This window comes from Terriglobia bacterium (genome assembly GCA_020073085.1).
Classification (GTDB): Bacteria; Acidobacteriota; Terriglobia; order JAIQFV01; family JAIQFV01; genus JAIQFV01.
Map to the genome: position 1 here is coordinate 123,790 of JAIQFV010000011.1, position 23,990 is coordinate 147,779.

Below are 23,990 nucleotides of genomic sequence, written 5' to 3' on the forward strand. Positions count from 1 at the left end.
CGGAGATTATTCGCGATTCCTGCCACCCCGTGACGGTCCTCGCTTCCAATCTATCCGGTCTGGCCATGACCTTTCATGGGACCCTGTTTAACCGCGCGGCCCCTTTAAGTATTGGCCAAAAATCGTCCCGAGTTCAGTCAGGCGTTCGCGCTCCACCGCCCGCAAGCGTTTTGAAAATGATTCTGGAACGCACCGTCGGACGTGATAGCGGATAATTTCGTCCCCCACGCTCTTGAGAGCAGCCTGGGCCGCGGCAATCTGAGTGAGGAGATCGACACAGAGTCGATTGTCCGCAACCATTCGTTGGAGGCCCCGAATCTGTCCTTCGATCCGTCGCAACCGCAAGCCCACAGATTTCTGGTTTTTTGAGTCCAACATGGAATCATCCTGGTCAGCGATTGACTGCTATATTATTGTATACCTATACAGGGTAATGGTATCGTATCGTCGGGAGGGGATTCAGTCAAGGGGAATGAGGGTCGCAGCGATGCCCAGGTAAACATATATGCCCAAGAGACTTGCAGAACAAAGTATCCTCTTTATAAGCATCCTGAAGTGGGTGATATTGGCCACCGTGATCGGTTCCCTCGTCGGCCTCTCAACTTCCGCGTTTCTGATTGCGCTCAATTTCAGCATCGCCTTTGCAAGGAAATCACCCTACTATTTTTTGTCTCTGCCAATCGCCTTCTGGCTGAGCGCGATGCTGGTCAAGAAGCTTGCCCCGGAGGCTGAAGGCCACGGAACCGAGAAGGTGATTGAGGCGGTACACAAACGGTCCGGAAAGATTGATAAGGCGGTTGTTCCCGTTAAGCTCATTGCCACGATTATTACCCTGGCGGCGGGCGGTTCCGCCGGAAAGGAAGGGCCTTGCGCCCAGATTGGCGCTGGGTTGTCATCCTTGTTCGCCGACCTTTTCCGATTTAACAACCGGGACAGAAAAAAGCTCGTAATCTGCGGGATCAGCGCTGGGTTTGCTGCAGTCTTTGGGACTCCCATCGCCGGGGCAATTTTTGGCGTCGAGGTCCTGTTTGTCGGGAGTCTCTTGTATGACGTTCTCCTTCCCTCGTTCATTTCCGGCGTGACGGCGTTTCAGGTGTCGTCTGCCCTGGGAGTGAAATACTTTCACCACGCCATCGCGTTTACACCCGTCTTTAGTGAACTCTTCTTTTTGAAGGTGGTCGTCGCAGGCATCTGTTTCGGAATGTGTTCATTTGTGATGATTGAGATCCTGCGGTCAGCCGAAAAGCTTTCGGCTCTCTTGAATATTTCTAAACCTCTTAAAGGCGTCTTGGGTGGAACCGCTGTTTTACTGCTTGTGTTCGTCTTTTCCCAGCAGTATCTCGGCCTTGGCCTCGACACGATCGAAGCTTCATTGAATGGTCAACCCGTTTCGTGGTATGCATTTTTCGTGAAGAGCATATTCACTGCCAGTACGTTGAGCTTTGGGGGGAGTGGCGGGATTGTAACGCCGATATTTTTCGTCGGGGCCACCTCCGGGGCCCTTTACGCCAGAATTGCCGGTCTCGACCTGGCGACCTTTTCGGCCATCGGCCTCGTGAGTCTTCTGGCTGGCGCCGCGAACACCCCCATTGCTGCCAGCATCATGGCGGTTGAGCTCTTTGGACCTCAGATTGCGCCCTACGCTGCAGTGTCCTGTGTCATCAGTTTCCTCATGACCGGACATCGAAGCGTGTATCCGTCCCAGATTCTCTCCGTTAAGAAGTCGGCTTCACTGAACGTCCAGGTAGGTCAGCAGATCGATGAGTTAAACACCCAGGTCAGTCTCCGAATGAAGAGTATTCTCTGGTTGCTGCGAGTGGTGAAAAGAAACAAGTGAATAGGGAAGAGGCGTGGGCGACCCTAGAATGACGCCATGGGAAGGCGCCGGAAACGGCTCGCAGCCCAAGAGATAAGATGCCATCCTAATTTGGAGGGACTGTCCCTCCGGAGTCGATACTGGGAACGAGAGCGGGGAACTGTTATCGTTAGAAGGGGTTAGCGGTTGGCGATCGTTTTCGAGTGGGTTCCAGTGAGGACCAGGACGTACCGCCCATTCACATGATCGAGGGATCCTTTACACCGATTTCTGCCAGGTGCTGAAATACGCGTCGCACGACACGGTCGCAGCGGACCCCCATGAAGGAAAACGTCTCTTTTGCGGTTTCTCCGACCCGCGCAAAAAGGCCCCGGCGCATCATGGCTCGGCCCCGATGAAGACGGACCTTCACATTCTCTTCGGTGATCTCCAAGGCCGCGGCAGTCGCCGAAGTACTCAGCTCCTCCACATCCCGCAGCATGACGACCACTCGATATTCTTCCGGTAGGGCAAGAACCGCTTCCTCCAACAATTGGCGAAGTTCAGCGTCGGAAGTGGTTCGCTCAGGGTCGGGGGATGCGTCTATATGATCATTATGCTTCAAGGGGGATTCTCCGTCAAAGTCCGTTTCATCCAGCTGCTGATTGCGGTTTCGCCTCCGGACACGGGCCAGGGCCTCATGGACAGCGATTCGCGTCAGCCAGGTCGAGAATGATGCCCGGCCTGCGAACTGGTTCAGGTGTTGGTAGGCGCGGACATAGGCATCCTGCATCACATCTTCGGTTTCGTCGTCGTCCCGCAAGATCGCACGGACCACCCGGTACAGCCGCTGGTTATACCGCCGCATGATGACCTCATAAAGCGCGGTTTCTCCCGCCAGCACCCGCTCAACGACGTACTCGTCTGTCCACGCCTCAGTTTTTGCCTTGTCCGGAATTCGCGTGATTTCCATTTTCTCCCACCAAACGATAGAGTCCCCGCTGAGCGAAAGGTTACATGATATTTGCAGTGGGTTCAATGTTGGGCCTTAAGCACTTTGGATTCTGACATGACAAGTCTGTCCAGAAACAGTTCAACATTTGCAGGCGATGCTGGTGGGGCCATCGGGCCTGGCGGGAGAAGTCAGAGGTCGGAGGTCAGAGGTCGGAGGTCAGAAGTCGGATATGAGAGGTCAAGGATTTAAGGCGTTGGTTCTAAGATTCCACGATAGAGGAGGTATCTTTCATCTGACCTCTGAGTTCTGACTTCCGACTTCTGATTTCTGACTTCAATATCAAGAATGAACATTCTTCGACTGATCCAGAGACCACTTCTAATTCAAATTCTCCGGGTAAGACATTCGTCGTGTCTTTTTCTTGTCGAGGACGGTCAAACTTTCGTGTAACCAAACGGCGCCTCGTCACTCTATTCCGCCGGAGGTAGAAAATGAAAACTTTTGATTCTCGACTCAATGTTTCCTGGTGGGCGCTGCGGATCGGTTTGGGAGTAGCCCCCATCGTTGCTGGAATAGACAAGTATTTCAACAAACTCGTGGATTGGGGGATGTACCTGAGCCCATATGCCACAAAGCTCATCCCCGTCAGCGTGCCAACTTTCATGCACGTTGTCGGCATCGTGGAAGTTGCCGCCGGCATTGTGGTGCTGAGCCGTTGGACAAGACTCGGCAGCTACGTCGTGATGCTGTGGTTGCTTGGCATCGCAGCCAACCTGCTGTCGACCGGGATGTTCTATGACCTGGCCGTGCGTGATATGGAGCTGGCCATCGGTGCATTTGCGCTATCGCAGCTGACGACCGTGCGGGAAGGTGCATTCGGGACGCGCGAACAGAAAAACGGTTTGTTGCGCACTGTCACTGCATACTGAGATGAAAGAGAAGAGTGACGGATGACAGCATCTCGCGAAGTGGTACGCTCTGGTAGCCGTGATCCGCTCGCTTTTCCGCGGATCACGGGCTTTTGCGACCCGCAGGGAAAATCCCGCGATCCCAAAAACCGGGATCACGGCTACCAAAGCTTCTGCAACTCAACACTAACAAACGGAGGAGACCATGCGAAAACTCATGTTACTGGTACTGTCCGCGGCTTTAACGCTTCCCATGTTGGCCGCGAACAAAAGCTTCAACAATGTCCCTGTCGTGGATGTGAGATGCTCACAAAAAGCGTCGGCCGACCCGGATGCGCACACCCGATCCTGCCTTCTGATGTGCCAGGAGAGCGGTTTCGGCATCGTGACCGCAGAACATCAGTTCATAAAATTTGATAAGGAGGGTAATGCGAGGGTCCTGGAAGCGCTTAAGACCTCCCAGAAGAAGGACCACCTCCGCGTCGATGTCAGTGGAGAGGTTGAGAGCGACATTCTGAAAGTAAAAACGATCAAGCTGCTGTAACCCTTTCGGGGAGTGCGTCCATGCAAAAAGGTTACAGTGGAAACAAAAAATATACCTTGGAGTTTGCTGTATCTTTCTTTGGTGCTGCTGACTCTATCCGGTCGACGGGGGATTCCCCGCGGAGGATAACATGAGGAAGATAACGTTGTTCGGCACAGTGGCTCTAGTCGTGATGTTCTCGATGGTCGCGGCACAGCAATTCAGTTCTGAAAATCGGGGAGAAGAAATCCGCGGGCGCTCTCCCGACCGTGGCATAGAGATGGACAGCACCATGATGGCCGCCCATGGAAGGCAGGTGTTCCGGTACGACACCTTTGGCGACGAAGATTTCTGGGGCGGGTCCCTGAAGTTGCACCAGGCGATCGAGGGAACGAAGTTTGGTGGAGTAGGCCCCGGCGTCTCACCCCGCACCGCATTGGCGGTGGGGCTCAAGGTGGATGTGGATGTCCTTCCCAAGGACCTGATCGAAAAAATCCGGGCGGGTAAGGTCAATCTCGACGATCCCGCAACGACGCTTGCCTTGCTGCGCCTGAATTCGGTTCTAGGCGTAAAGGGGTTTTTCAATGAAGACGGAAGCCTGAAATCGGTCGGGATCCAGTGCGCCCTGTGCCATTCCACCGTCGATAATTCATTTGCTCCGGGGATTGGCCGGCGGCTCGATGGCTGGGCGAATCGAGATCTCAATGTTGGCGCCATCGTCAGCTTGGCCCCGGATCTCAGCGGACCGGCCAATCTTCTCCATACGGATCAGACCACGGTTCGCAAGGTGCTTGCGTCCTGGGGTCCCGGAAAATTTGATGCCGCCCTGTTCCTGGACGGGAAGGCATTCCGACCGGACGGCAAGTCGGCAGCCACGCTCATCCCGCCCGCATTCGGCCTTGCCGGTGTGAATCTGCACACGTGGACAGGGTGGGGATCCGCGACGCATTGGAATGCCCTGGTCGCAAACCTGGAAATGCATGGGAAGGGCACGTTCTATGATCCGCGTTTGGCCAATGCCAGCCAGTTTCCCATTGCCGCAGAAGCAGGCTTCAATAATGTCAGGAGTTCCGAAGACCTGATCACCGACAAGTTGCCCGACCTGCATTTCTACCAGTTGGCCCTTCCAGCCCCGACGCCACCTGCCGCCTCATTTAATCACGAAGCGGCGCAACGCGGTCAAGAGGTCTTCAAAGGCAGGGCCCAGTGCTCCAACTGCCATGTCCCGCCGCTCTTTACGGAACCGGGCTGGAACATGCACACGGCTCAAGAAATCGGGATCGATGATTTCCAGTCCAGTCGAGCGCCCGATCATGCCTATCGCACCGCTCCGCTGAAAGGCTTGTGGACCCATACCTCCGGCGGCTTTTATCATGACGGCCGATTCGCAACCCTCCGGGATGTGGTCGAGCACTACGATACCCAGTTCCACCTGGGGCTGACTGACCAGGAAAAGACAGATCTGATCGAGTACCTGAAATCGCTGTAAATGTGCCAGCAGCGGCGCTCGTGGGTCGTTGATCTTCGAGTGCCGCTGCGAAACGGGTCGGGAATTCGAGGGCGCCGGGTTTTGATATTCAACCGGCACTTTAATGCTTTGTATGAACTTCAACCCGCTTCAGATCCCTTTATAGATCTTTCTCCTGCAACTGCACATCGGCGTTCTTCCATGCGGCCAAGAATTTCTGATGTGCCGAATCGGCGTCGGCGGTTCGGTTCTGTGCCTTCAGGGTTTGCCAGAGCCCAAAGAGCGATCGGGGGTTGCCGGGATTGTGCAACAAGTCTTCGCGGAACACCTTCTCCGCTTCGGCGTATTGGTGGTCGCGAAACAACGCGCCGCCCAGAGACTCACGGACGGGATAATACCAGTCGGGGGGTTCGTCGTAGTGCAACGCGTCCTGGAGGGCCGCGGCCTTCTTCCACAATGTAATCGCCGTCTTGCGATCGCCGCGTGCTTCCGCCATTCGAGCATCCAGCGCATTCAATGCCAGATTCAAAACTGCGGCCGCGCTGTTGAATCCGAACGGCGTCCCCTCGGGGAGCTTGGGGATGGCCGCCGCAAGGGTCTTTCGCTCCTCGTCCATCTTTGCGAGGTCATGCCCACCGACGTAGGCCAGCCCGCGGGCGTAGTGCCACAAGGCGGTGTCGATGAGGAGTTCGGCGTCGGGCGCAGGCGATTTCAGAATCTCGTCCCAACGATTGAAACGCGCCAGCACCCACGGCTGCATGGGCAGAAACCACTCCAGCATGGTCATCTGTTTGGCTTGAGGCTCGACGTGGGCCACAAGCTTTTCGGCGGCGTCGCGTGCACAAGCAAAGTTGCCTTCCATACTGCAGGCGAGTGCCAGGAAATGAAGATTGTGACTGTAGTACATCAGGTCGTACAGGCCGCCCTCAGTTCCGGCGCTCTGGATGAACGCCCGGTCCGCCTTGATCGCGGCCCGGTTGGCTTGGACGGCGCCGTCGTAGTTTCCAATGCGTTCGTAGATGTGGGCGGGCATATGGGCCAGGTGTCCGGCGGCGGGGGCCGCCGTCTCCAGGCGACGCGCGCTCGCCAGGGCCAGCTCGGGATGCGGCGAGGCTTCGACCGCATGAATATAAAAATGATTCGCGCCCAGATGCGCCGGATCGCGCCTCAAAACGGACTGGAGCACCGCGACGATCTCTTCCGTCCCGTCCGCAGGTTTTCCCTCCAGCGTCCAAAGATCCCAGGGATGCAGATTCATGATGCTGGCGGCGTACAACGCCGCAGCATCAAGATCGTCTGGATAACGGGCGGTGAGTTGTTTCATGGCCGCGCGATAATCCCCTGCCAGCTTTTTCAGGTCGGCCTGGGGGTCCTTGGAATAACAATGGGCCAGGGCTTCGACATAGTCGCGCTCACGGGGAGGCGCGGTGACGGCCAGTTGGCGTGCTTTCTGTATCGCCTCGTAAGCCGTCTTTTCCCGCTCATGATCGATGTCGGTGTCATTGTAATTGGGGCCGACGGCCAAGGCGATGCCCCAATAGGGCATGGGTGATGCCGGATCCAGTTCGGCGGCGCGCCGAAACGACCGTGCGGCCTCTTCGTGATTGAAGGCGTAAATCAACGCCAATCCTTGATCAAAAAACTGCTGGGCATCGAGAACCTTAGTGTGGATGGGATGGTGGACGTCGCCCAGCCCTGCAATGATGGCCGCCGGACGTTTCTTCGAAGTCATGGAAGAATGGTCGGGCTGAGCCCAAACCACCGCGGCGCAAAGAAGTAGGGCAAAAGCCCATGCCTTGTTTATCACGAGGAACCCCCCGAGTCAGGAATGTGTGGATCGGACATTATCTTAACAGTGGGGGACTGCCCTCGCAATGGGACACTCGAAGGAACAGATCCGCTGATGCCGCTCCGAACTTGGTGGGGAAATTAGAGGGTCCCATTCACGACTGCCCTTCCAACACGTCGTCCTGCTCAGTCCCCCTCGGGGGACTTGGTTTGGTACAGCCCGCTGCTTCAGCGGCGGGGAAGGGCCACCACCGACCGTTACCCCGATTCATCGGGGTTGAGTGCTTTGGCGACCCGTTCACGGGCCGACACGGGGATTTGCATTGGATAACCGCCGATTCCGATCTGCCCCCATCACGTCCAAGAGCCTGTTGTTCAGCGCACTTGAAAACTGATGTCCGCCTTATAGAAGTCAGGCTTCCCGTCCTTGAGGAAGGGTTGAAAATGCCATTGTTGCAGGGCCTCGTATCCTGCCAGGAATAGGACGGACGGTACATTGTTCGGATTCCCAGCACCCAGCAGTTTTCCATCGGGGCCAATCGACACGCGCACGACAAACGTTGTGCCCGGTGGCGCTGCTCCCGGCGGAATTTGTGGCTCAATTAAGTGGGTGGCCAGCTTGCGCGCCTCTGCATCGGACAGGAGCATGACAGGGTTTTCAATCTTGGTGTTGAACGCGAAGGTCAGATACCCCTCCACCTGAACAGGCTGGCCGTCGCTCACTGCGGGTTTGAATTGCCACTTTTGCACCTGCTGGCGAACGGTATCATCCAGTCCGGGATTGGCGGAGTTGCCTGGAAATGTCTCCCGGACATGTCCGCTCCTGTCCACACTCACATAGATGCTAAGGACGCCAGAGGTCTTGCCCCCGCGAACAGTGGGCCAGACGATATCAGGAGTTTGCAGGGCCAGACCCCGAAGCGGGGCCTCCGGCAAGAAGACGCTTCTCACCAGCTCCTGCTTCGGGGAGGGATGGGCAATGGCGAAGAGACTCTCGTCGGGGTCCTTCAGTTCTGACAGTTCGGTAATCTTTGCTTCAATGGTGGTCCCCGGCTCGGGATTTGTTACCAGGAGATAGGGGACAAGCTTTTCCTTGAATCTTTTGTAATCCTTGAATTCCACCGAGTATCCTGGGATTCCCACATAATTTAGCAGACCATAGCTGCCTTCGAAACAAATGGCGGAAAACGCGATGTTCTCGACCGGCGCAACGCCAACCTTCGTCTGGAAGCGGAGACAAGAATTGGCTAGCGGTGAATTCGGCGGCTTGCTGATAAGCGTATTGCTCTGTTTCAACACCTCAAGCACGGGCAGGGGGTCGAGCAGCGCTGTTACCAACTCGCGCAGCCACAAGGCATAATAATCATCTTCATCCTGTTCGAAGATTTTGTCGCCGTTGATGATGAGCGTCTGCGTGAAGTCGGGGGACTGGATCGTCCGGCGCCATTTATCGGGAGCAACCCAGAAGACCTCGATGTCCGCAATCCGATCCGTCTCCGGACTATCCTTCTCCAGGATCTTCGCCTTAAGATGGAAGGGTGGACTGCCTGGCGTGGTGAGCTTCGACTGGGCCACGGCATGTTCGGCAGCTTCCCCTATGGGAATCTGCTGAGCGAAGGTAGCCGCCGACAGGCTGACCACCAATCCGCTGAGTGCTAACAACCCCACACCAACTTTCATAATCGCCTCATGTGGCCTACCAGCATAAATTTCGGGTCAGAATTTCACATTCCAAAAACTGTCCTTTGATTTGGTCCCGGGTGGGACGAGTGCCTTGGAATTTTGGAATGTGGAATCCTGGCCTCAGAATGCTTTCATCGCGGCATCTGTTGTACCACTGCCCGGAGTTCTGGCTCCTTGGCTCTAATTTGCCAAGTGAGATTTTCGAATTGTGGAAACTTCAGCACCTCTTCGCATTCCCTCATGGCATCAGCATACCGCTTCAGGACTTCAAGGCACTGCACTTTCCAAAAGTGCGCTGAGGCGACCTCGTATTCATCATTCGGGAGTTCAGCAATAATCCGATCGAAAATCTCCATTGCGATGCGCGGATTGGAATGGATGCTCGCCCACCCAATGCTCGTTATGAGGTCAGCTATGTTCACCCTTGGATCCGAATTCTTTTTCGCCATATCAAAGAGTTCATCGAGCGACAGTCCTCCGAGTGCATACATAGCTCGATATGCGTTCCTTCTGACCTCAGGATCTCCTTGGATTGCCGCGTCTTTCAAAATCGGCATTGCTCGCTTGTCCCCTATTTCACCGAGACTGCTGGCAATCACACCACCGAAGACAAAAGGAATCTCAGTGCATCCATTCTTGCTCCCCAGTCCATATCGTTTTCTGGTTCCATCGGGTTCCTTCGCAAAGAAATTGCGACTCAAGAGTTTGATAAAAAAAGGTAAGACTCGCGCATCTTTGGACTTGACGAGCGCGGAACAGGCATATATCCAGCCGTCCTGCTGCTTTTCCACCATATCCATGAGGGGCGGAACAGACAGCTCGAGGTGTCTTGCCAGGTAATCGATCGCACTCCATTGAGACCCATTCCTCGGATGCGCTAAGGCATCAATTGCCCCTGCCACGCTGGAGTAGTCCCGATCACTCGTCGCCGTGGCCACCGAAATGAGGCTGGTAACAAGAATCCAAACTGTGCAATGAGCAACAGCTCGTCGAGCTAATCTATGCATAAGAATGAATGTGGCAGTTGCTCGCCAGCGCCTCCCAAGTGAGCTCTGGCGTCCCCGGCCTCATGGGGATGGACTGAGAACTGAAATGCAGTCGCCAATGTGCAGAATGCAGAGCTCTAACAATTCTGACCCCAATAATAGAGTTCAATTTGCATCCACCCTTACAATTTGGAATCCCTGTAACACATGTGAATAATGGGCAGTGCCATCAAAGTAGTACTCTGCGTGTGATACTCCTTTGTATTTGAAACTGAATCGAATTTCCAACTGAGACGAGCCACTCGTTATCGCTGAATACGTTCCGTCTGATACATATCCCGTAAGCATTTCCTCTGTCTGTGGTGGAAGAACATGCGTGGCAGGGCCGATATGCCCGATGGGGTATCCAGTTTTCTGCCCATTGATATAAAATCCCCACTCTATCGTTAACTCGCACGCAGGTACACTTCCTACATTCTTGAATATGAAAACGACGGACAATTTCCTATTCACAGGGTCATCCTCTGCGCGTGAGTCATCAACTGTTAAGTAGGGTCTGTGTGTCAGTTCTAGGATTTTTTGAGCGACTTGAGCTGATCTCTTTGTAGCACGCCAATGTCCCAAAGAAACAATTGCATAAACCACGGTCGCAACAGCTATTACTGCAGTTGCAATTGCAGTAACGGTTGCTGGATCACGCCACCACTGGGTGAGATTGTGCGCATCATAAAGTCCAAAAACAAATCTCGCGAAGGTCATATCAGTTACCTGATTTTGAAATTACTACTTGGCCTGACAACTTCCGCGCCAGCCAGGGCGGATTTGTGGATGTTCGATCGTGTGAGTCGCGTCTCGGCCTTTGGGCATTTGTTTTTGGCAGCGACACCGGGCCGGGATCTTACAGCGCGGTCAAGATTGTTAATTAGGATGACCCAACTCATGGGGAAGTTACAAAAAACCAATTGCAGTTGTCACAACGCGCGTTCCGGCTCGATTAGATTCACGGGGGATTATGCTCGGTCGTTTCCTCTAACGATTAATCATTCCTTGTACAGTTCACTTGCTTATGCAACGAAAACAAACATCGGTCTCGATCCAAGCGTCTGCTTGCATTTCGTCGGCGCGCTCTAGTGCCCGTTTGCAGGCAGAAGCTTCGTCGTCGAGTGGTCCCTCTAAAAACACATCAGAAGGCAACCTATGCAAATATAAGTTATAAACATAGATCTCACCAGCTAGATCCCGAGCGGACTTCTTTCGAAAAATCAAGATATCATCCTCGCTAATTCCCACCCGTAATCACCTCCGAGTTCACCGTTCTAATCTTTCATATCGAGTCTTTGCCCATCGCAAGAGCATATCACACGGCGAAAAAGCGGGTCAGACCTGGACATAGAACTGAACAGAACTGACCTTGGGCAATAATCAAAATGGGATCAATTATGACGACGGGCGGCGATGCCGGCACTTATCGCGCCCGTCGACGAAGTGCCCGACGTGCCTCGGTCAATCGGCGGCGATGATCGCAGTAAGGTTGAGCATACGTGACGAACTCTTCGCGGGATAAGTTCCTGCCCAAATCCGGCACCACATCCCACAACGATTGGGCTTTCTCCAGATCCGCACACTCTTTCACATCACATTCCGCACAGGTACCGAAACCCTTCGTCCGACAGCAGTGGCGCGCCTTGCAGGTGCGGCTGGTGTGAAACAGTTCTTCGTCTGGACCGAGACAACCGCCACAAGAGATGTTTTCGACCGTCTCGTTCAAATGGTAAATCCTCTGCCAGGCAGCCACGGTTCGCTTCTGGTGCGCCACCCCCCTGGCGCCCCCATGGTAGGCCGGACAATCCGAGCACAGAACTCCGCAAGCGGACATCATCCTAGTCATCTCGTTCTCCTTTCTTCCGCCTATCAATCTTCAATCATCCTCAGGTTAGAGTGATCGATGGCGTCTCGATTTGTTTTTGTTTCTTCATTCGATGGAACGCGAATGTGGCCCTGACACAACTGAGGAAAACGGCTGAAAAGATTATCAAAAGGACCAAATTGTATCCGCCTTTTCCTTTGAAAATCATATACAGCTGTCCGGCCGAATACAGCACCAACCCCACAACCGCTGCCGTGCGCGACAATTTCCGGATTCCAAACCCGACAGCCACAAAGATGGCCGCATCGAGGATCGCGGAGACGGGAACCCACTGGAAGATTGCAAAAAAAGTCGTCACTCCTGCGATCAAAAATGAAACCCACATTCCACGATCTGCAACCGACTTGATGTCAGATTCACGGTGCACATCAGGCCACAGCAGTTCCCGAATTCTTGAATGACTCTGTGGTGTATTGGAAGAAAGGCCGAGTTGCTGCATGCTTTCCCCTTTCATGAGGCATCGCCTGCCAATATACAGCACCCCAATGCGAGCTGATAGTCCCGGCGTGCGCCCCTGCGGATTGCGCCGGGGGTTCATAACAGAAAATTCGAATCAAACTCAAATCTTCAACAAATGGAATCTCCGACTTGCCCCCCCAACCCTCTTGACTCGAGAAGAACTCCGTGAAGCCCTGGGAAATTGACCGTCCCGTTTTATTGTCCCGGCTTCTGTGCCGACTGCGCCTCCTGCGCCTGTCGCACCAACTTCTTCAACTTGCCCTCGATCGAGGCGTCGCCGATGTGTTCATCCTGGAGCACGCCGTCGGCATCGATGGTGAAGGTGTGCGGAATGGCCTCAACGCCGAACAGCTTCGCCACCGGCCCCGTGAACCCGCCGTCGCGGCACTGCAGCCAGGTCATCCGGTTTTTCGAGATGAACTCCTTCCACTTCTGTTCATCGCTGTCGAGACTCACGCTCAGCACAACCAGAGGTTGGCCTTGAAAACTGTCAGCGATCTTGCGTAAATGCGGGAGCGCGGCCCGGCAGGGTCCACACCAGGTCGCCCAGAAGTCGACTAACACGACCTTTCCTTTCAGATCGTCGAGCGAAACCCGCTGTCCATCAAGTGTAGTGACCGCAAAGGGCGGCGCCATCCGTGCGCGTGCCAGTTCGGGCTGGCTGATATAGCGCAGCGCACGTTGGCGATCCACATCGCCCGCAGGCCTCATCTTCACAAACCGCTCGAACTGCGCCTTCGCCGCCTCGTCCTGTCTCAACCGGGCGAGCACCTGGCCGTCGGCAAAAACTGCCGCCGGGAAGTTCGCAAATGCCGCCAGCGCCTTGGTCATCTCGTCGTGGGCTCGCGTGAAGAGTTCATCCTTGCGTTTGTCCGACCCCTCGTACATCAGCACCAGGCCGAGTTGGTAGTGAGCAATGGCCAGCCAATCGCCACAATTTGAAGAGGGCCCGGATGGGGTCGCCTGGCCGATCAAAAGTGTAGAACTTCACAATCGGGAATTCAAGGAGAAAGCGTAACAGAGGAGTTCAGAGTTCATAGTTCTCAGAATTCATTCCCACGGCAGTGGATAGATTGGGGTCGGCTGCATGGATCAGGGTAGCAGGCATGGAAAAAGCCGACAATGCTCCGGAAGGGTATGCCTGTGATCCCAGCGCGGCCGCTTGGAAATTACCTTACACTGCAGAGGGGTTTGGTCTGCCTCTTGAAGCTTGCTTTTACATGAAATGTGGCTTTTGTTTGGAATTTGGATTTTACTTGGATTTTGGAGTTTGGATTTTGGAATTTGTTTCTCGAAAAATCTCCCCTTGATCATTGACAGGAGCAATGGTAGGATTCGCTGTCGATAACTGAGGGGAGGAAAATGAGCAAACCGACGGATCTGGTTCAGGGGACGCTGGACCTGCTGATCCTCAAGACCCTGGCGCTTGAGCCCATGCACGGGTGGGGCATCGCCCAGCGAATCCGGCAAGTGTCGATGGAAGTGCTCCAGGTGCATCAGGGGGCGTTGTACCCCGCCCTGCATCGCCTCGAGCAAAGCGGATGGATCCGGGCCAAATGGGGGGAGTCCGACAACAATCGCCGCGCCAAGTACTATTCACTCACAGCGGCAGGACGCAAGTACCTGGAGCAGGAGCAAGCCAACTGGCACAGGCTCGCCGCCGCCATCGGCCTGGTTCTGGAAACGACCTGAAAGATGGCGAGAGATATCAGGGTTGGGGCGCATCCGGGAATCGGAGGCACAAGAAACGATAATCGATCACACCCGAAATTAGTGCGCGTCAGATTCTGGCAGATCCCTGACCGGACACCGTGTGTGGGCCCGGGATCCCAAAGAAAGGGGCCCAGTTGCCGTGGCATATCGCTTTGAGCGGATGGTAAACCGGTACTATTGATTATGATCTTCCCCCGGATCCAGGACGTTGGATAGGACCGGGCTACTCTACTCCGAGGAGCGAAAACGATGATGCGCTGGATTTATAAGCTGCCGTTGCGCCTCCGCTCGCTGCTCCGCAAGGACAGCGTTGAGGAAGAACTCGGCGACGAACTCGGCTTCCATTTAGAAAAGCTGGTGGAGGAAAACGTTGCCAAGGGGATGACCCCGGAGGAAGCCCGACACGCGGCCAGGCGCGAGCTGGGCGGAGTGGAACAGATCAAGGAGGAGTGTCGAGATACGCGTCGGGTCAACTACATCGAAGATTTCATACACGATGTCCGATATGGCGTGCGCCAATTACGGCGCAGTCCCGGTTTCACGGCCGTTGCTGTCGTCACGCTCGCATTGGGCATCGGGGCCAACACGGCCATTTTCAGCGTGGTGAATGCCGTCCTGCTTCGCCCACTGCCGTACAAAGATCCCTCACAACTGGTTTGGGCCACCGAGCGCTTTGCATTCAACCACGGCGCCGCTACTGCGGTCAGCCCCGATTTCATTGGGTGGAAGGAAAACAACCGCGTCTTCCAACAGATTGGAGCGTTCGGAGGAGGCGTTGGTGCCAACATGACGAGGGCGGGCGAGCCCCTCCGCGTCAGCGTCACGAACGTGACCACGGAGCTCTTTCCCATGCTGGGCGTTCAGCCGATTGTGGGGCGCACGTTTCTGTCTTCAGAAGGCCGGCAGGGTCAGGAGCACGTCGCGCTCCTCAATGAAATGCTGTGGCGCGGGCGCTTTGGAGCGGAGCCGGCGATTGTGGGAAAGACCGTTCAACTCGATGGAACAGGTTACACCATAGTGGGTGTGATGCCGGCAAGCCTGCGCTACCCCCGGGCGGACGTGTGGACGCCTTTTGCACTCAACGGGGAGGCATTTTCACCCCAATCTCCCCGCTTGACACTCCTCACCGTGATCGGGCGCCTCAAGGGCGGGACGACCCCCGGCCAGGCGGAATCGAATCTCCAATTGATCGCCGAACAAATGAACCGGCAGTATCCGGCCCAGGCGGCGCGCTTTCGATCGAATGTGAGGGTAGAGGTGATTCGGCTTCATGAACTTTTGGTCCAAAACGTCCGCTCGCTGCTGCTGATTCTCCTGGCCGCAGTGGGGTTCGTCCTGCTGATCGCGTGCGCCAATGTGGCGAATCTCCTGCTTTCGCGGGGGGTGGCCCGACGCAGGGAGATGGCCGTGCGCGGAGCACTGGGCGCCCGGCGTCTGCGGCTCGTACGGCAGTTGCTGACGGAGGGGAGTGTGCTCGCCGCAGCCGGCGGGGGGCTCGGAGTCGTCGCGGGGTTCTGGGCTGCCGATCTCCTCAAGCAACTCATCCCTCCAAATCTTCCTTCGAACATTCGGCTTGACCCACAGATTCTGTTGTTCGTCGTCGGCCTCGCGTCCCTCGCCGTCATTTTGTTCGGACTTGCGCCCGCCGTGATTACCTCACACACCCACGTCAGCGGAGCGCTCAAGGAAGCGGGACAGGGCGCCGGCGGGAGCCGTAACACTCACCGTTTTCGAGGCCTTCTGCTGGTCGGCGAAATTGCACTGGCGTATGTCCTGTTGATGGGGGCGGGCCTTTTGGCACGAAGCTTTGTCCGGCTCACCGAAGTTGACCTGGGGTTCGAACCGCGTCACTTGCTGGTTGCGACGGTCCAACGGCCTCGGACCATTGGGTTCGATGCGCCTCAGCACGCCGCTTTCTACCGTGAGGTGCTCGAGCGCGTTCGGGCCTTGCCGGGGGTCGATGGCGCCGCGGTAACAACGCACTATCCTCTGGGATCAATTCAAAACGCTACTCTGGCGCTGAACATCCAAGGCGCGGGTATTGTCCATCCGGCCCACGTGATCTCGGTGGCCGCCATCAGCCCCGATTTCTTTCAGACGATGGGAATCCCATTACTGAAGGGGCGTTCCTTTGGCGACCGTGACTCGCAGGACGCCCCGCGCGCCGTGGTGCTGAATGAATCCCTGGCGCGGGAGGCCTTCAAAGAAAACAATCCCCTCGGCCAGCGCATCAGCTTCGGAGCACCTGGGGCGCCATGGTGTGAGGTCGTCGGCGTGGTCTCTGACACGAGGAATTCCGCACTTGATAAATCTCCGCTCCAGGAGATTTACGTGCCGTACGCTCAGCAGCCGTCCTTTCTCATGAGCGTTCTGATTCGGACCACGGGAGATCCGGCATCCTTGGTCGGCGCCGTCCGGAAGACGGTCCAGGCGGTCGACAAGAATCAACCACTGTCCGAAGTCGTGACCATGGACGGGATTCTGGCAGAGGCTGTGGCGCCTCAATGGTTCAAGATGATCCTGCTTGGCCTTTTCAGCCTGCTTGCCTTGATTCTTGCCGCGGTTGGAATTTACGGCCTCATCTCTTACACCGTCATCCAGCGCACCAATGAGATTGGCGTGCGTCTGGCAATGGGAGCGGAGCCAAGGGATGTGCTGAAGCTGGTTGTTGGGCAGGGTTTGAATTTGACGATGTTGGGCGTCGCCCTGGGTTGGGCGGGGGCCCTGGCGCTGACACGCTTTTTGTCAAGCTTCCTTTATGCGGTGAAGCCAACCGACCCGCTGACCTACATTGCCGTCACGCTGGCTTTGACTGTCGTCGGGTTGTTTGCCAGTCTTATTCCCGCGCTCCGGGCGACCGGGGTGGATCCGGCGGTGGCCCTGAGATACGAGTAGGGAAGGAAGGCCCAAGTCCCAGACCGTCAGGTCAAAATGACGTCGGGGCGCGGGTTTGAGGGGAAAGATTCCTTCCAGGACAACGATGTCGATGTTCTCAAACTGATACGTGTGCTTGCGGTACCGGGTTACTGTTTCATTGGTGAAGTCGGCCACCAGGCGAAGACTCCGATTCTTAATGAGGGGTTCGATGAGCTGCTCGAACATCCCTTCGAAGCGGATGGCATGTGCATGGAAATGCTCCGCGGGATTCTCCGGATTAAAACGCCTTGACGGCAGATTCAACCATCCGTCCACGCCGATATTTGCGGCACGAACACCACGCTTTGCAAGCTCATTAACAATCTGCACCGTCAGATATCCTTTTCCGCTTCCATCAATTCCTGTGACGCCAACCAAGAGGCTTCGCTCGAGTGGCACCTCCTGCCTTTTGAGCAATATTCTGTCGACGGTTTGAAGGTGGACAGGCATTGGTTGAGTTCCCCGCGATGTGAAGCAATCCTGGTCACTTATCGAATATGTTGCCGGTTGGGGCACTTCGGGAACTGCGGTCTTCATGCTTTGGTAGCCGGGATCCCGTTCTTTGGGATCCCGGGTTTTTCCATTAATTGGGAGCGCTGGCGAACTTCAGGGAAAAGCCCGCGATCCCAAAGAACGGGATCGTGGCTACCAAGGCATGTGTAACGCAGGCGCCTTTGCCTAGTGGCTCGGTTGAGGGGCCCCGATGGCCCGGGGGATCTGATATGGCTGGATGCCCGGGATATTCAGTCGCATCCGGTACAAGCCGCTCCGCGCGCACAGGTAGAGCGTTTTGCCGTCCTCGTCGCCCCAGGCCATGTTGTGCGGATGCTTGGGCGCAATGATGGTACCCAGATGTTTTCCTTCCGGCGAGAGGACCCACAACCCGCCGGGCCCCGAGACGTACAGGTTGCCCTGCCGATCGACTTTCATGCCATCCAGGGCATCTTCACCCGGGGCGTCGGTCATATCGAAAAAGACCCTTCCATTCGCCAGCGTGCCATCCGCCTTCGCTTCATACCGCGTCACAATCTTCTTCTTGTCATCCCAGTTGGTCACATAGAGGTATTTTTCATCGGGCGAGAAGGCGATGCCATTGGGTCCTTCTAAATCGGTGCTGATCAGTTGGAGTTTGCCCTTGTAAAGTGAATAGACTCCACTGAAGGGCAACTCCTTTCTGGGATCCTTGAAGAACTTCGGAAGCCCGAACGGAGGATCGGTGAAATAGAGCGTTCCGTCGGAGCGGTAGACCAGGTCGTTGGGACTGTTGAGCCGTTTTCCTTGATATTGGTCAGCAAGCACCGTCTCAGTCCCATCCTTCTCCAACCGCGAGACTCGATGGTTCCCGTGTTCATTAATAGTGAGTTTTCCGTCCGGGTCGAGCGTCAGGCCGTTCGATCCCGGCTGCCCATACTCGGCAATGTCCGCGCCGGAGTACCCGCTCGGGGTGCGAAATACCTCGAGGGCGCCCGCATTGTTTCCATGCGGCGTGTACTTATAAATGATATTGCTGTTCGGGTCGCTGAAGAGCAGGTGATTTCCATCGGAGATCCAGATCGGACCCTCGGTGAATTTGAATCCCTCGGCGAGCTTAAAAATCTTCGGATTGGGGCCGACGATGGCGTCAATGGCCGGATCTTTCCGGACCACTTCAACATTCACTTCGCTTGGAGGGATCGCGACGGGTCCCGGTTTCACTTTGTAAAAATCGAGCTTCGCGTACCGCATCCAAATGAAATTTGTCGGTGGGTTCGAGAGCGGCCCGTTGATCCCAAAGACAGCGAGTTGAATCTTCTGCCCGGGCTGGACATTGCGCCCGAGAACGAGACGGTTCGGGGCATTCCATCCATTGATAACAGATCCTCCCCTTTGTCCCAGGGTGCGCGCCAGTTCGCCGTCCACCCAAATCTCCGCATAATCGTCGATCGAAGTTTCAAACACTACCATGGCATCAGTCGGATCAAAGGTGCCGACCCGGTCTGGAATGGTTAGATTGATTCGGTACCAGTTGAAGCACATCCGGCCGGTCGATCGGCGCTGGCTCAGGGTAGTGGGGTTTATCGCTTCCCACTTGGAATCGTCAAACTCGACCCCTCCTGCATGCGGGGTATAGTCATAGGTCTTAATGGCCGACCCGGTCGGCTGACCATCCGAACCAGGGGCCTTGAAATCCACCTCGACAATCCGGGTGTCGCTGTAGCGCCATTCCCCTTTGACCAGTCGAACACCCTCGCCAGTGGCGAGATCGATGGAAGCCATGGCCTCTCCAGTGGGGACATCTGCACTCCCTGTGAGTGTTATGTTTCCAAGGAGCAAGGCCAGCATCAAAAACTTTGCGATCCTCATGGGACCTGCTTTCTAAGATATTTTCTGCGCGCTCTGTGTCTCTGCGGTCCTATTTACCGCAGAGACACAGACGCTATCTGGCTTTGACCACGTAATACAGGAAGGGATTGGTCACTTCTTTGAACCAGTGGGGAGTCCCCGCGGGAACGATGATGACGTCCCCCTTGTTGAGTTTTCGAGTTTCGCCGCCACTGATTTCTTTTCCGCGGATCTCGTCGGGCGCGATGGTCTTCTCCTCCACGACGCTTCCGCCCGTCACGAAGGTCGCCGTGCCATCCAGCACGTAGATGATGTCGGCGTCCTTGGTATGGACTTCGGCCATCCCCGCGTTTTCGCGGCGACTGGCGTGCACCATGTATTTGTCACTGTCCTTGAATAAGACCGCCCCCTTGGCAAAGGCATCGTCCACCATGTTTTTTTCAAAGTAAGAGACGGGCGGCGACTGGCTTCGCAATGATGCCGTGGCGGCTTCCTTGAAAACACTGGCTCCGGCGATGGCCAGCTCTTCATCTTGCTGTGCGCTGGAGGCGCCGCTGACGCCCACTCCGCCAATGACCTGCCCTTCATAGACAATGGGGATCCCGCCTTGCAGCGGTGTAAAGTCATCGAGCGCGATCATTGCGGTCCGCCCGTTCTTGATGATCTCTTCGAAGGCGCGGGTGGGGTGCTTGAACAATACGGCCGTCCGCGCTTTGCCGATGGAGATGCGGGCGCCTGCCGCAAAGGTATTGTCAATCCGCTCGAGCGCCATCAAATTCCCGCCCTCATCAACAACCGCAATGACTCCTCCCGGGGCGTTGAGCCTTTTGGCCTCGGCCATCGAAGCGGCGATGACCTTTCTGGCTCCGTCCAGAGTCAGCGTCTTCCTGTCCGCGATCTGGCCTAAGCTTAGGGTGGCCGTCACGAGTATCGCAACCGCCGAAACCATTGCAATCTTGTTAAGCGATTTCATGAGCGCTCCTTTTCTCCTGTTGATCCCGCTTTAAAAGAGGAGGCGTCTCGCCGTCGTCGATGCTGGATTCCGGATTCTCCGTAGGCAGGACGCCTCCGCTCCAAATGAAGTCCATGGACTTTTCCTTTACTTTACCGGGGCACTAAACGAGGCTTCCCCGAGCAGGACCTCTGCAAAGGAACACCAGATCTGAACTTTCGCCACGTCGGGGATGTAAGCCGGCAGCGTGATGCTCTTCAGGTACCGATCGCCCTTGACTCGCAACTTGTCCAGCAGATAGACGTTCCCCTTGGAGTCCACTACCTGCCAGTGCGGATCCGGGGTGTCGGGAGGTACAAAATCATCCGACAGAGTCAGTACATTTTTGTTGCCTTGCTTGGTATGGGCGACTGTGCCCGTGTTGGCTTTGACGCCTGCGAATGGGCTGCTGGTATGCATGTCCTGTGCAATGCTTGCGCTCGCCGTCAGGATCCCGACGGCAATCACCAGGGAAAGCAGAAGAGGGAAAATCTTGCTAACTGAATTGCTCTTTGCTGATTTCATTAATTCATCCTCCGTTGTGTGTTGAGTGAGTTAGAACAATCTTTACTGAATCTGAACCGCGACCAGCGTGAACCAAAATCGATCCCCATTTGGAAGCCAGGAATGAGGGAAGCAGGCGATGAATCCGTCCCTTCTCCAGGAGGCCCATCGGGTGGAATATCAAGTGTTTTCATCTCCTTTATTCCCGGCTTCCCAATCATTGTTTGCATGTGTCCGCACAATTCCTTTCATTCAACCCTGAATCTTACGACCCCTGTGTGGGCGAAAGCGGCGCTGTCGCAAAATTGACCCCGAACCGACGGCACCAGATCGTAACGGCGCGATACTTGCTCAAATCGACATTGGCTGGGAGCTCGTAGTTTTGGTCTCCAATGTTCCCTTTGAGCGCCCCTACTTGAATGAAGCCGGCGGCCTTGACGGTGTCGCTGTCGCGCGCATCGCTCGTGGCGACCAAATAGACCTGGACGTCGGGGCCATTTGAAGTTTCAAAATTCGTGAAGCGCAGCACGCGGTTGCCGTCTGCCAGCTGATAGACCGTGGCTTCGCCTGCGCCTTTGTGCGCCACATCATGGAAGTGCCCCGAAAAAAGGGCTTGTGTGGCCGGCGTGGCCGATGCGGCGACCATATTGCCCTGGGCCGGTGAGAGGGGCGCTGTCGCGAAATTCACACCAAACCGCCGGCACCAGATCGTGACGGCGCGGTACTTGTTCAGGTCAGCGTCCGCCGGCACCTCGTAGTTCTGGTCTCCGATGTTTCCCTTGAGGGCGCCGATGGGGAGGAACCCCGCCGTCTTGACTGTCTCGCTGTCCCGCGCATCGGCGGCGGCCACGAGGTAGACCTGAACGTCAGGCCCGTTCGAGGTTTCAAATCCGGTGAAACGCAACACGCGCTTTCCCTCCTGCAGTTGATAAATGGAGGCCTCGCCGACGCCTTTATGGGCCCCATCATGGAATTGACCGGCGAGGAGGAGTCTGGAACTGGAACCGGTCGAAGCGGCCATCCCGGAAGGAAAGGATTCGTTGACCTTGGCGTTGATGAAGAGACGCTCGGGCCGGAAGGCAATCCAGGCGCCCACGCCCAGAACGAGGATGAGTAATCCGATAATCAGTTTTCTTTTTTGCATTGTGGAAACTCCTTTTCAGTTCATTCTTGATTCGTTGTGTCCGCCGCCGGCGGACGGTTTAGGTTAAATAGAGACATCAGATTCCTGTTTTTGCATATAGCCGCACCGGAAGATGCAGCGTTTGTTGTTGTGATGATTCAGTTTTGCGCACAGCACGGACGAACGCCCTTTGAAATAAAGGTAGATTTCCCCTGCAGAAAGCATCCCCAGCGGAGGGGCCGTGAAATAGATCCAGAGGGCTGTCCACAGTTGCGCCACCACGGCGGACCCAAGAGTCCGCGCGGGATTCATGCTCATCCCCGAGATAGGGGATTCGAAGGTAATGTAGGTGGCCACCAGTCCTCCGGCGAACAAGCCAGTGTACCGGGACAAGTTCTGATGGTTGGAGGTCGTCAACACGACGGTCATGAGGCCGAACGAAATGATCAATTCTGCGACGAAGGCCTCAGCGACTCCGTTCATTCCCGGAACAGTGACCGCATGATTGACCTGCGGATCCATCACCACATGCCCCAGGAGAGCCGAGGAAACCAACACGCCCATCACCCCCCCGCAAAACTGCGCGATGACATAGAAAAGCGCGTCCCAGGATTTCATTTTTCCGAGTCTGAGAAAGGTCAGGGTCACCGCGGGATTGAAGTGGGCTCCCGACTGTTTTCCCCAGGGTGAATGGATGAGTGCGATCGCCGTGGTACCCATGGCGAGGCCCATGAGGAGACGCCGCAAGAGGGGATCAGCGATAGCCGAGGACACGGGAGAACCCGGATACTGCAAGATGGAGGCGAATAGACATGCGGAAATCATGAAGATCCCCAATTCCCCCGCTTCCATCAGATATTCGGGCCAATGTTGTTTCAGTGCAGAATTCATTGCGTTCCTCAGTCTTCAAAATTCTGAAATTCAGCCGGAACCCCATCCAGCCCGACGCCAACTTCTCGTCGAAGTCGCCTCGTTCCCACCAATTCATTCCTTGATTTTCACTTCTCTAATCACAGGACGGCTAAGAAATATTCCAAGGTTGGGAGAAATCCTTTGAATGGGAAGTGGAACAGGGGTTGATGTGAGAACAAGGGGAGAGCGTCGATCGGCGGGTACTTATGAGAAAAGTGGATTGTAGGGACTCAAGGGGGCCGACCACGAATAGCTTTGGTAGCCTCCCCGATAGGTCGGGGCGGGCTTTTGCCATCAACGGTGGAAAGCCCCCGCTCCTCCGCCCGGGTGGACGGTTCGGGGGATGAAAGGAACTCTTCTTGTTGGTTGGAATCGGAGAATCTCCAGCTTCCGCTGGGGGGTTGTTTTTGAAAATATCCACGACACCGGTACCGCGGACCATTCCCGGGAAGAATGCAAGAGTCCGGGCCCCCTTTTGATTTCCTCAGAACTGATTCGAGTGAAACCGTGCATTGTCGGACTTACCGGATCTATGGTCCACAATCCCTCCGGATCTATTGATCATCTCTCACGGGGTTTCCCCTTGAGTGTCTGGAGGCGGGCCTGCTGTTCCGCGGTCAACGTGTTCTTAATTTTGACCACCAATGAAATCTGGGTCCGCTTGATCTCGCGCTCAAGGTCAAGGATTTTGTCCAACTCTGCCAGCGCGCGCTGTTCATCGACGTGCTCTTCTTTTACCAACGCGACCATTTTTTCACCCTCATCCTGAAGCTGCCACTGCAATTCAGTAAATCGCGTTTGTGCCTTGCGGATCTCAGCCTTGAGGGTGTTCTTCTGAACGTCACTGAGCCCGAGGTTTTGCTGGTTCTGCATCACTAGTTCCGGCGGGAAAAAGTTCTCACCAATGGGATCGGGCGGGGGCTGGGGACTGGGCGCGGGCTGCTGGGAAAAAATCGTCGTGCTGCAAAGGAGCAGAAGGGCACCGAGCATGGAAATCTTCAATTTCATACTTCCTCC

23 protein-coding genes are annotated in these 23,990 nt (G+C 55.7%); 8 read left to right on the forward strand and 15 right to left on the reverse strand.

Going from position 1 to position 23,990, the window contains the following annotated elements; all coding sequences use genetic code 11:
• Positions 1-87 precede the first annotated feature (87 nt).
• Entirely contained in the window at positions 88-378 is a 291-nt protein-coding gene (locus LAO21_13340) for a metal-sensitive transcriptional regulator (GenBank protein ID MBZ5553702.1), read from the reverse strand.
• A 127-nt stretch (positions 379-505) separates the two neighbouring features.
• Between LAO21_13340 and LAO21_13345 the strand changes: the two genes are divergently transcribed.
• Positions 506-1,837: a chloride channel protein gene (locus LAO21_13345; GenBank protein ID MBZ5553703.1), complete on the forward strand. Its 1,332-nt coding sequence runs from the start codon at positions 506-508 to the stop codon at positions 1,835-1,837.
• Positions 1,838-2,054: 217 nt separating this feature from the next.
• On the opposite strand, the gene LAO21_13350 is transcribed toward LAO21_13345, so the two are convergent.
• Positions 2,055-2,768, reverse strand: a complete 714-nt coding sequence (locus LAO21_13350) for an RNA polymerase sigma factor (GenBank protein MBZ5553704.1) — start codon at positions 2,766-2,768, stop codon at positions 2,055-2,057.
• 473 nt (positions 2,769-3,241) lie between these two features.
• Here LAO21_13350 and LAO21_13355 point away from each other — a divergent pair, with 473 nt between their 5' ends.
• The 3 genes from LAO21_13355 to LAO21_13365 all read left to right on the forward strand — a co-directional run bounded on the left by LAO21_13355 (position 3,242) and on the right by LAO21_13365 (position 5,670).
• Entirely contained in the window at positions 3,242-3,679 is a 438-nt protein-coding gene (locus LAO21_13355) for a DoxX family membrane protein (protein MBZ5553705.1), read from the forward strand.
• Positions 3,680-3,863: 184 nt separating this feature from the next.
• Entirely contained in the window at positions 3,864-4,202 is a 339-nt protein-coding gene (locus tag LAO21_13360) for a hypothetical protein (protein MBZ5553706.1), read from the forward strand.
• Positions 4,203-4,332: 130 nt separating this feature from the next.
• Complete coding sequence (locus LAO21_13365) at positions 4,333-5,670, forward strand: hypothetical protein (GenBank protein ID MBZ5553707.1); 1,338 nt, start codon at positions 4,333-4,335, stop codon at positions 5,668-5,670.
• Positions 5,671-5,809: 139 nt separating this feature from the next.
• Here LAO21_13365 and LAO21_13370 read toward each other — a convergent pair whose 3' ends face one another.
• The 7 genes from LAO21_13370 to LAO21_13400 all read right to left on the reverse strand — a co-directional run bounded on the left by LAO21_13370 (position 5,810) and on the right by LAO21_13400 (position 13,467).
• Positions 5,810-7,381 carry a hypothetical protein gene (locus tag LAO21_13370; protein MBZ5553708.1) on the reverse strand — a complete coding sequence of 524 codons (1,572 nt, stop codon included), beginning with the start codon at positions 7,379-7,381 and terminating at the stop codon, positions 5,810-5,812.
• Positions 7,382-7,812: 431 nt separating this feature from the next.
• The gene (locus tag LAO21_13375; protein ID MBZ5553709.1) at positions 7,813-9,117 is read right to left on the reverse strand and encodes an energy transducer TonB; all 1,305 of its coding nucleotides are present in this window, start codon (positions 9,115-9,117) and stop codon (positions 7,813-7,815) included.
• 134 nt (positions 9,118-9,251) lie between these two features.
• Positions 9,252-9,920 carry a HEAT repeat domain-containing protein gene (locus LAO21_13380; GenBank protein ID MBZ5553710.1) on the reverse strand — a complete coding sequence of 223 codons (669 nt, stop codon included), beginning with the start codon at positions 9,918-9,920 and terminating at the stop codon, positions 9,252-9,254.
• Positions 9,921-10,271: 351 nt separating this feature from the next.
• Positions 10,272-10,865, reverse strand: a complete 594-nt coding sequence (locus tag LAO21_13385; GenBank protein ID MBZ5553711.1) for a hypothetical protein — start codon at positions 10,863-10,865, stop codon at positions 10,272-10,274.
• Between the two features lie 706 nt (positions 10,866-11,571).
• Entirely contained in the window at positions 11,572-11,994 is a 423-nt protein-coding gene (locus tag LAO21_13390) for a DUF3795 domain-containing protein (GenBank protein ID MBZ5553712.1), read from the reverse strand.
• A gap of 40 nt (positions 11,995-12,034) precedes the next feature.
• A complete protein-coding gene (locus LAO21_13395) occupies positions 12,035-12,487 on the reverse strand; it encodes a hypothetical protein (GenBank protein MBZ5553713.1) in 453 nt (150 codons plus the stop codon).
• Positions 12,488-12,687: 200 nt separating this feature from the next.
• Positions 12,688-13,467: a TlpA family protein disulfide reductase gene (locus LAO21_13400; protein MBZ5553714.1), complete on the reverse strand. Its 780-nt coding sequence runs from the start codon at positions 13,465-13,467 to the stop codon at positions 12,688-12,690.
• Positions 13,468-13,598: 131 nt separating this feature from the next.
• Between LAO21_13400 and LAO21_13405 the strand changes: the two genes are divergently transcribed.
• The 4 genes from LAO21_13405 to LAO21_13420 all read left to right on the forward strand — a co-directional run bounded on the left by LAO21_13405 (position 13,599) and on the right by LAO21_13420 (position 17,373).
• Positions 13,599-13,802: a hypothetical protein gene (locus tag LAO21_13405; GenBank protein ID MBZ5553715.1), complete on the forward strand. Its 204-nt coding sequence runs from the start codon at positions 13,599-13,601 to the stop codon at positions 13,800-13,802.
• A 52-nt stretch (positions 13,803-13,854) separates the two neighbouring features.
• On the forward strand, positions 13,855-14,184 hold the full coding sequence (locus LAO21_13410) for a PadR family transcriptional regulator (protein ID MBZ5553716.1): 330 nt from the start codon (positions 13,855-13,857) through the stop codon (positions 14,182-14,184).
• 270 nt (positions 14,185-14,454) lie between these two features.
• Complete coding sequence (locus tag LAO21_13415; GenBank protein MBZ5553717.1) at positions 14,455-17,100, forward strand: ABC transporter permease; 2,646 nt, start codon at positions 14,455-14,457, stop codon at positions 17,098-17,100.
• Between the two features lie 36 nt (positions 17,101-17,136).
• On the forward strand, positions 17,137-17,373 hold the full coding sequence (locus LAO21_13420) for a hypothetical protein (GenBank protein ID MBZ5553718.1): 237 nt from the start codon (positions 17,137-17,139) through the stop codon (positions 17,371-17,373).
• 426 nt (positions 17,374-17,799) lie between these two features.
• On the opposite strand, the gene LAO21_13425 is transcribed toward LAO21_13420, so the two are convergent.
• The 6 genes from LAO21_13425 to LAO21_13450 form a co-directional block, all read right to left on the reverse strand.
• Positions 17,800-18,846 (reverse strand): SMP-30/gluconolactonase/LRE family protein, encoded by a 1,047-nt coding sequence (locus tag LAO21_13425; GenBank protein MBZ5553719.1) that lies wholly within the window; start codon positions 18,844-18,846, stop codon positions 17,800-17,802.
• 691 nt (positions 18,847-19,537) lie between these two features.
• On the reverse strand, positions 19,538-20,416 hold the full coding sequence (locus tag LAO21_13430) for a heme-binding protein (protein MBZ5553720.1): 879 nt from the start codon (positions 20,414-20,416) through the stop codon (positions 19,538-19,540).
• A gap of 126 nt (positions 20,417-20,542) precedes the next feature.
• A complete protein-coding gene (locus tag LAO21_13435; GenBank protein MBZ5553721.1) occupies positions 20,543-20,959 on the reverse strand; it encodes a hypothetical protein in 417 nt (138 codons plus the stop codon).
• Positions 20,960-21,203: 244 nt separating this feature from the next.
• Positions 21,204-22,082, reverse strand: a complete 879-nt coding sequence (locus LAO21_13440; protein ID MBZ5553722.1) for a DM13 domain-containing protein — start codon at positions 22,080-22,082, stop codon at positions 21,204-21,206.
• Positions 22,083-22,145: 63 nt separating this feature from the next.
• Positions 22,146-22,952: an aquaporin gene (locus LAO21_13445; GenBank protein ID MBZ5553723.1), complete on the reverse strand. Its 807-nt coding sequence runs from the start codon at positions 22,950-22,952 to the stop codon at positions 22,146-22,148.
• Between the two features lie 582 nt (positions 22,953-23,534).
• A complete protein-coding gene (locus tag LAO21_13450) occupies positions 23,535-23,981 on the reverse strand; it encodes a periplasmic heavy metal sensor (GenBank protein MBZ5553724.1) in 447 nt (148 codons plus the stop codon).
• Between the last annotated feature and the right edge of the window lie 9 nt (positions 23,982-23,990).

What these genes read in the sequence shown, in the direction of transcription:
- LAO21_13345 (MBZ5553703.1), top strand. Translation starts at nt 506, where the DNA reads ATGCCCAAGAGACTTGCAGAACAAAGTATCCTCTTTATAAGCATCCTG.
- LAO21_13450 (MBZ5553724.1), bottom strand. Translation starts at nt 23,981, where the DNA reads ATGAAATTGAAGATTTCCATGCTCGGTGCCCTTCTGCTCCTTTGCAGC.
- LAO21_13430 (MBZ5553720.1), bottom strand. Translation starts at nt 20,416, where the DNA reads ATGAAATCGCTTAACAAGATTGCAATGGTTTCGGCGGTTGCGATACTC.
- LAO21_13370 (MBZ5553708.1), bottom strand. Translation starts at nt 7,381, where the DNA reads ATGACTTCGAAGAAACGTCCGGCGGCCATCATTGCAGGGCTGGGCGAC.
- LAO21_13360 (MBZ5553706.1), top strand. Translation starts at nt 3,864, where the DNA reads ATGCGAAAACTCATGTTACTGGTACTGTCCGCGGCTTTAACGCTTCCC.
- LAO21_13395 (MBZ5553713.1), bottom strand. Translation starts at nt 12,487, where the DNA reads ATGAAAGGGGAAAGCATGCAGCAACTCGGCCTTTCTTCCAATACACCA.
- LAO21_13425 (MBZ5553719.1), bottom strand. Translation starts at nt 18,846, where the DNA reads ATGCGGTACGCGAAGCTCGATTTTTACAAAGTGAAACCGGGACCCGTC.
- LAO21_13405 (MBZ5553715.1), top strand. Translation starts at nt 13,599, where the DNA reads ATGGAAAAAGCCGACAATGCTCCGGAAGGGTATGCCTGTGATCCCAGC.
- LAO21_13440 (MBZ5553722.1), bottom strand. Translation starts at nt 22,082, where the DNA reads ATGCAAAAAAGAAAACTGATTATCGGATTACTCATCCTCGTTCTGGGC.
- LAO21_13365 (MBZ5553707.1), top strand. Translation starts at nt 4,333, where the DNA reads ATGAGGAAGATAACGTTGTTCGGCACAGTGGCTCTAGTCGTGATGTTC.
- LAO21_13390 (MBZ5553712.1), bottom strand. Translation starts at nt 11,994, where the DNA reads ATGACTAGGATGATGTCCGCTTGCGGAGTTCTGTGCTCGGATTGTCCG.
- LAO21_13375 (MBZ5553709.1), bottom strand. Translation starts at nt 9,117, where the DNA reads ATGAAAGTTGGTGTGGGGTTGTTAGCACTCAGCGGATTGGTGGTCAGC.
- LAO21_13410 (MBZ5553716.1), top strand. Translation starts at nt 13,855, where the DNA reads ATGAGCAAACCGACGGATCTGGTTCAGGGGACGCTGGACCTGCTGATC.
- LAO21_13420 (MBZ5553718.1), top strand. Translation starts at nt 17,137, where the DNA reads ATGACGTCGGGGCGCGGGTTTGAGGGGAAAGATTCCTTCCAGGACAAC.
- LAO21_13435 (MBZ5553721.1), bottom strand. Translation starts at nt 20,959, where the DNA reads ATGAAATCAGCAAAGAGCAATTCAGTTAGCAAGATTTTCCCTCTTCTG.
- LAO21_13415 (MBZ5553717.1), top strand. Translation starts at nt 14,455, where the DNA reads ATGATGCGCTGGATTTATAAGCTGCCGTTGCGCCTCCGCTCGCTGCTC.
- LAO21_13340 (MBZ5553702.1), bottom strand. Translation starts at nt 378, where the DNA reads ATGTTGGACTCAAAAAACCAGAAATCTGTGGGCTTGCGGTTGCGACGG.
- LAO21_13380 (MBZ5553710.1), bottom strand. Translation starts at nt 9,920, where the DNA reads ATGGATATGGTGGAAAAGCAGCAGGACGGCTGGATATATGCCTGTTCC.
- LAO21_13350 (MBZ5553704.1), bottom strand. Translation starts at nt 2,768, where the DNA reads ATGGAAATCACGCGAATTCCGGACAAGGCAAAAACTGAGGCGTGGACA.
- LAO21_13355 (MBZ5553705.1), top strand. Translation starts at nt 3,242, where the DNA reads ATGAAAACTTTTGATTCTCGACTCAATGTTTCCTGGTGGGCGCTGCGG.
- LAO21_13445 (MBZ5553723.1), bottom strand. Translation starts at nt 22,952, where the DNA reads ATGAATTCTGCACTGAAACAACATTGGCCCGAATATCTGATGGAAGCG.
- LAO21_13385 (MBZ5553711.1), bottom strand. Translation starts at nt 10,865, where the DNA reads ATGACCTTCGCGAGATTTGTTTTTGGACTTTATGATGCGCACAATCTC.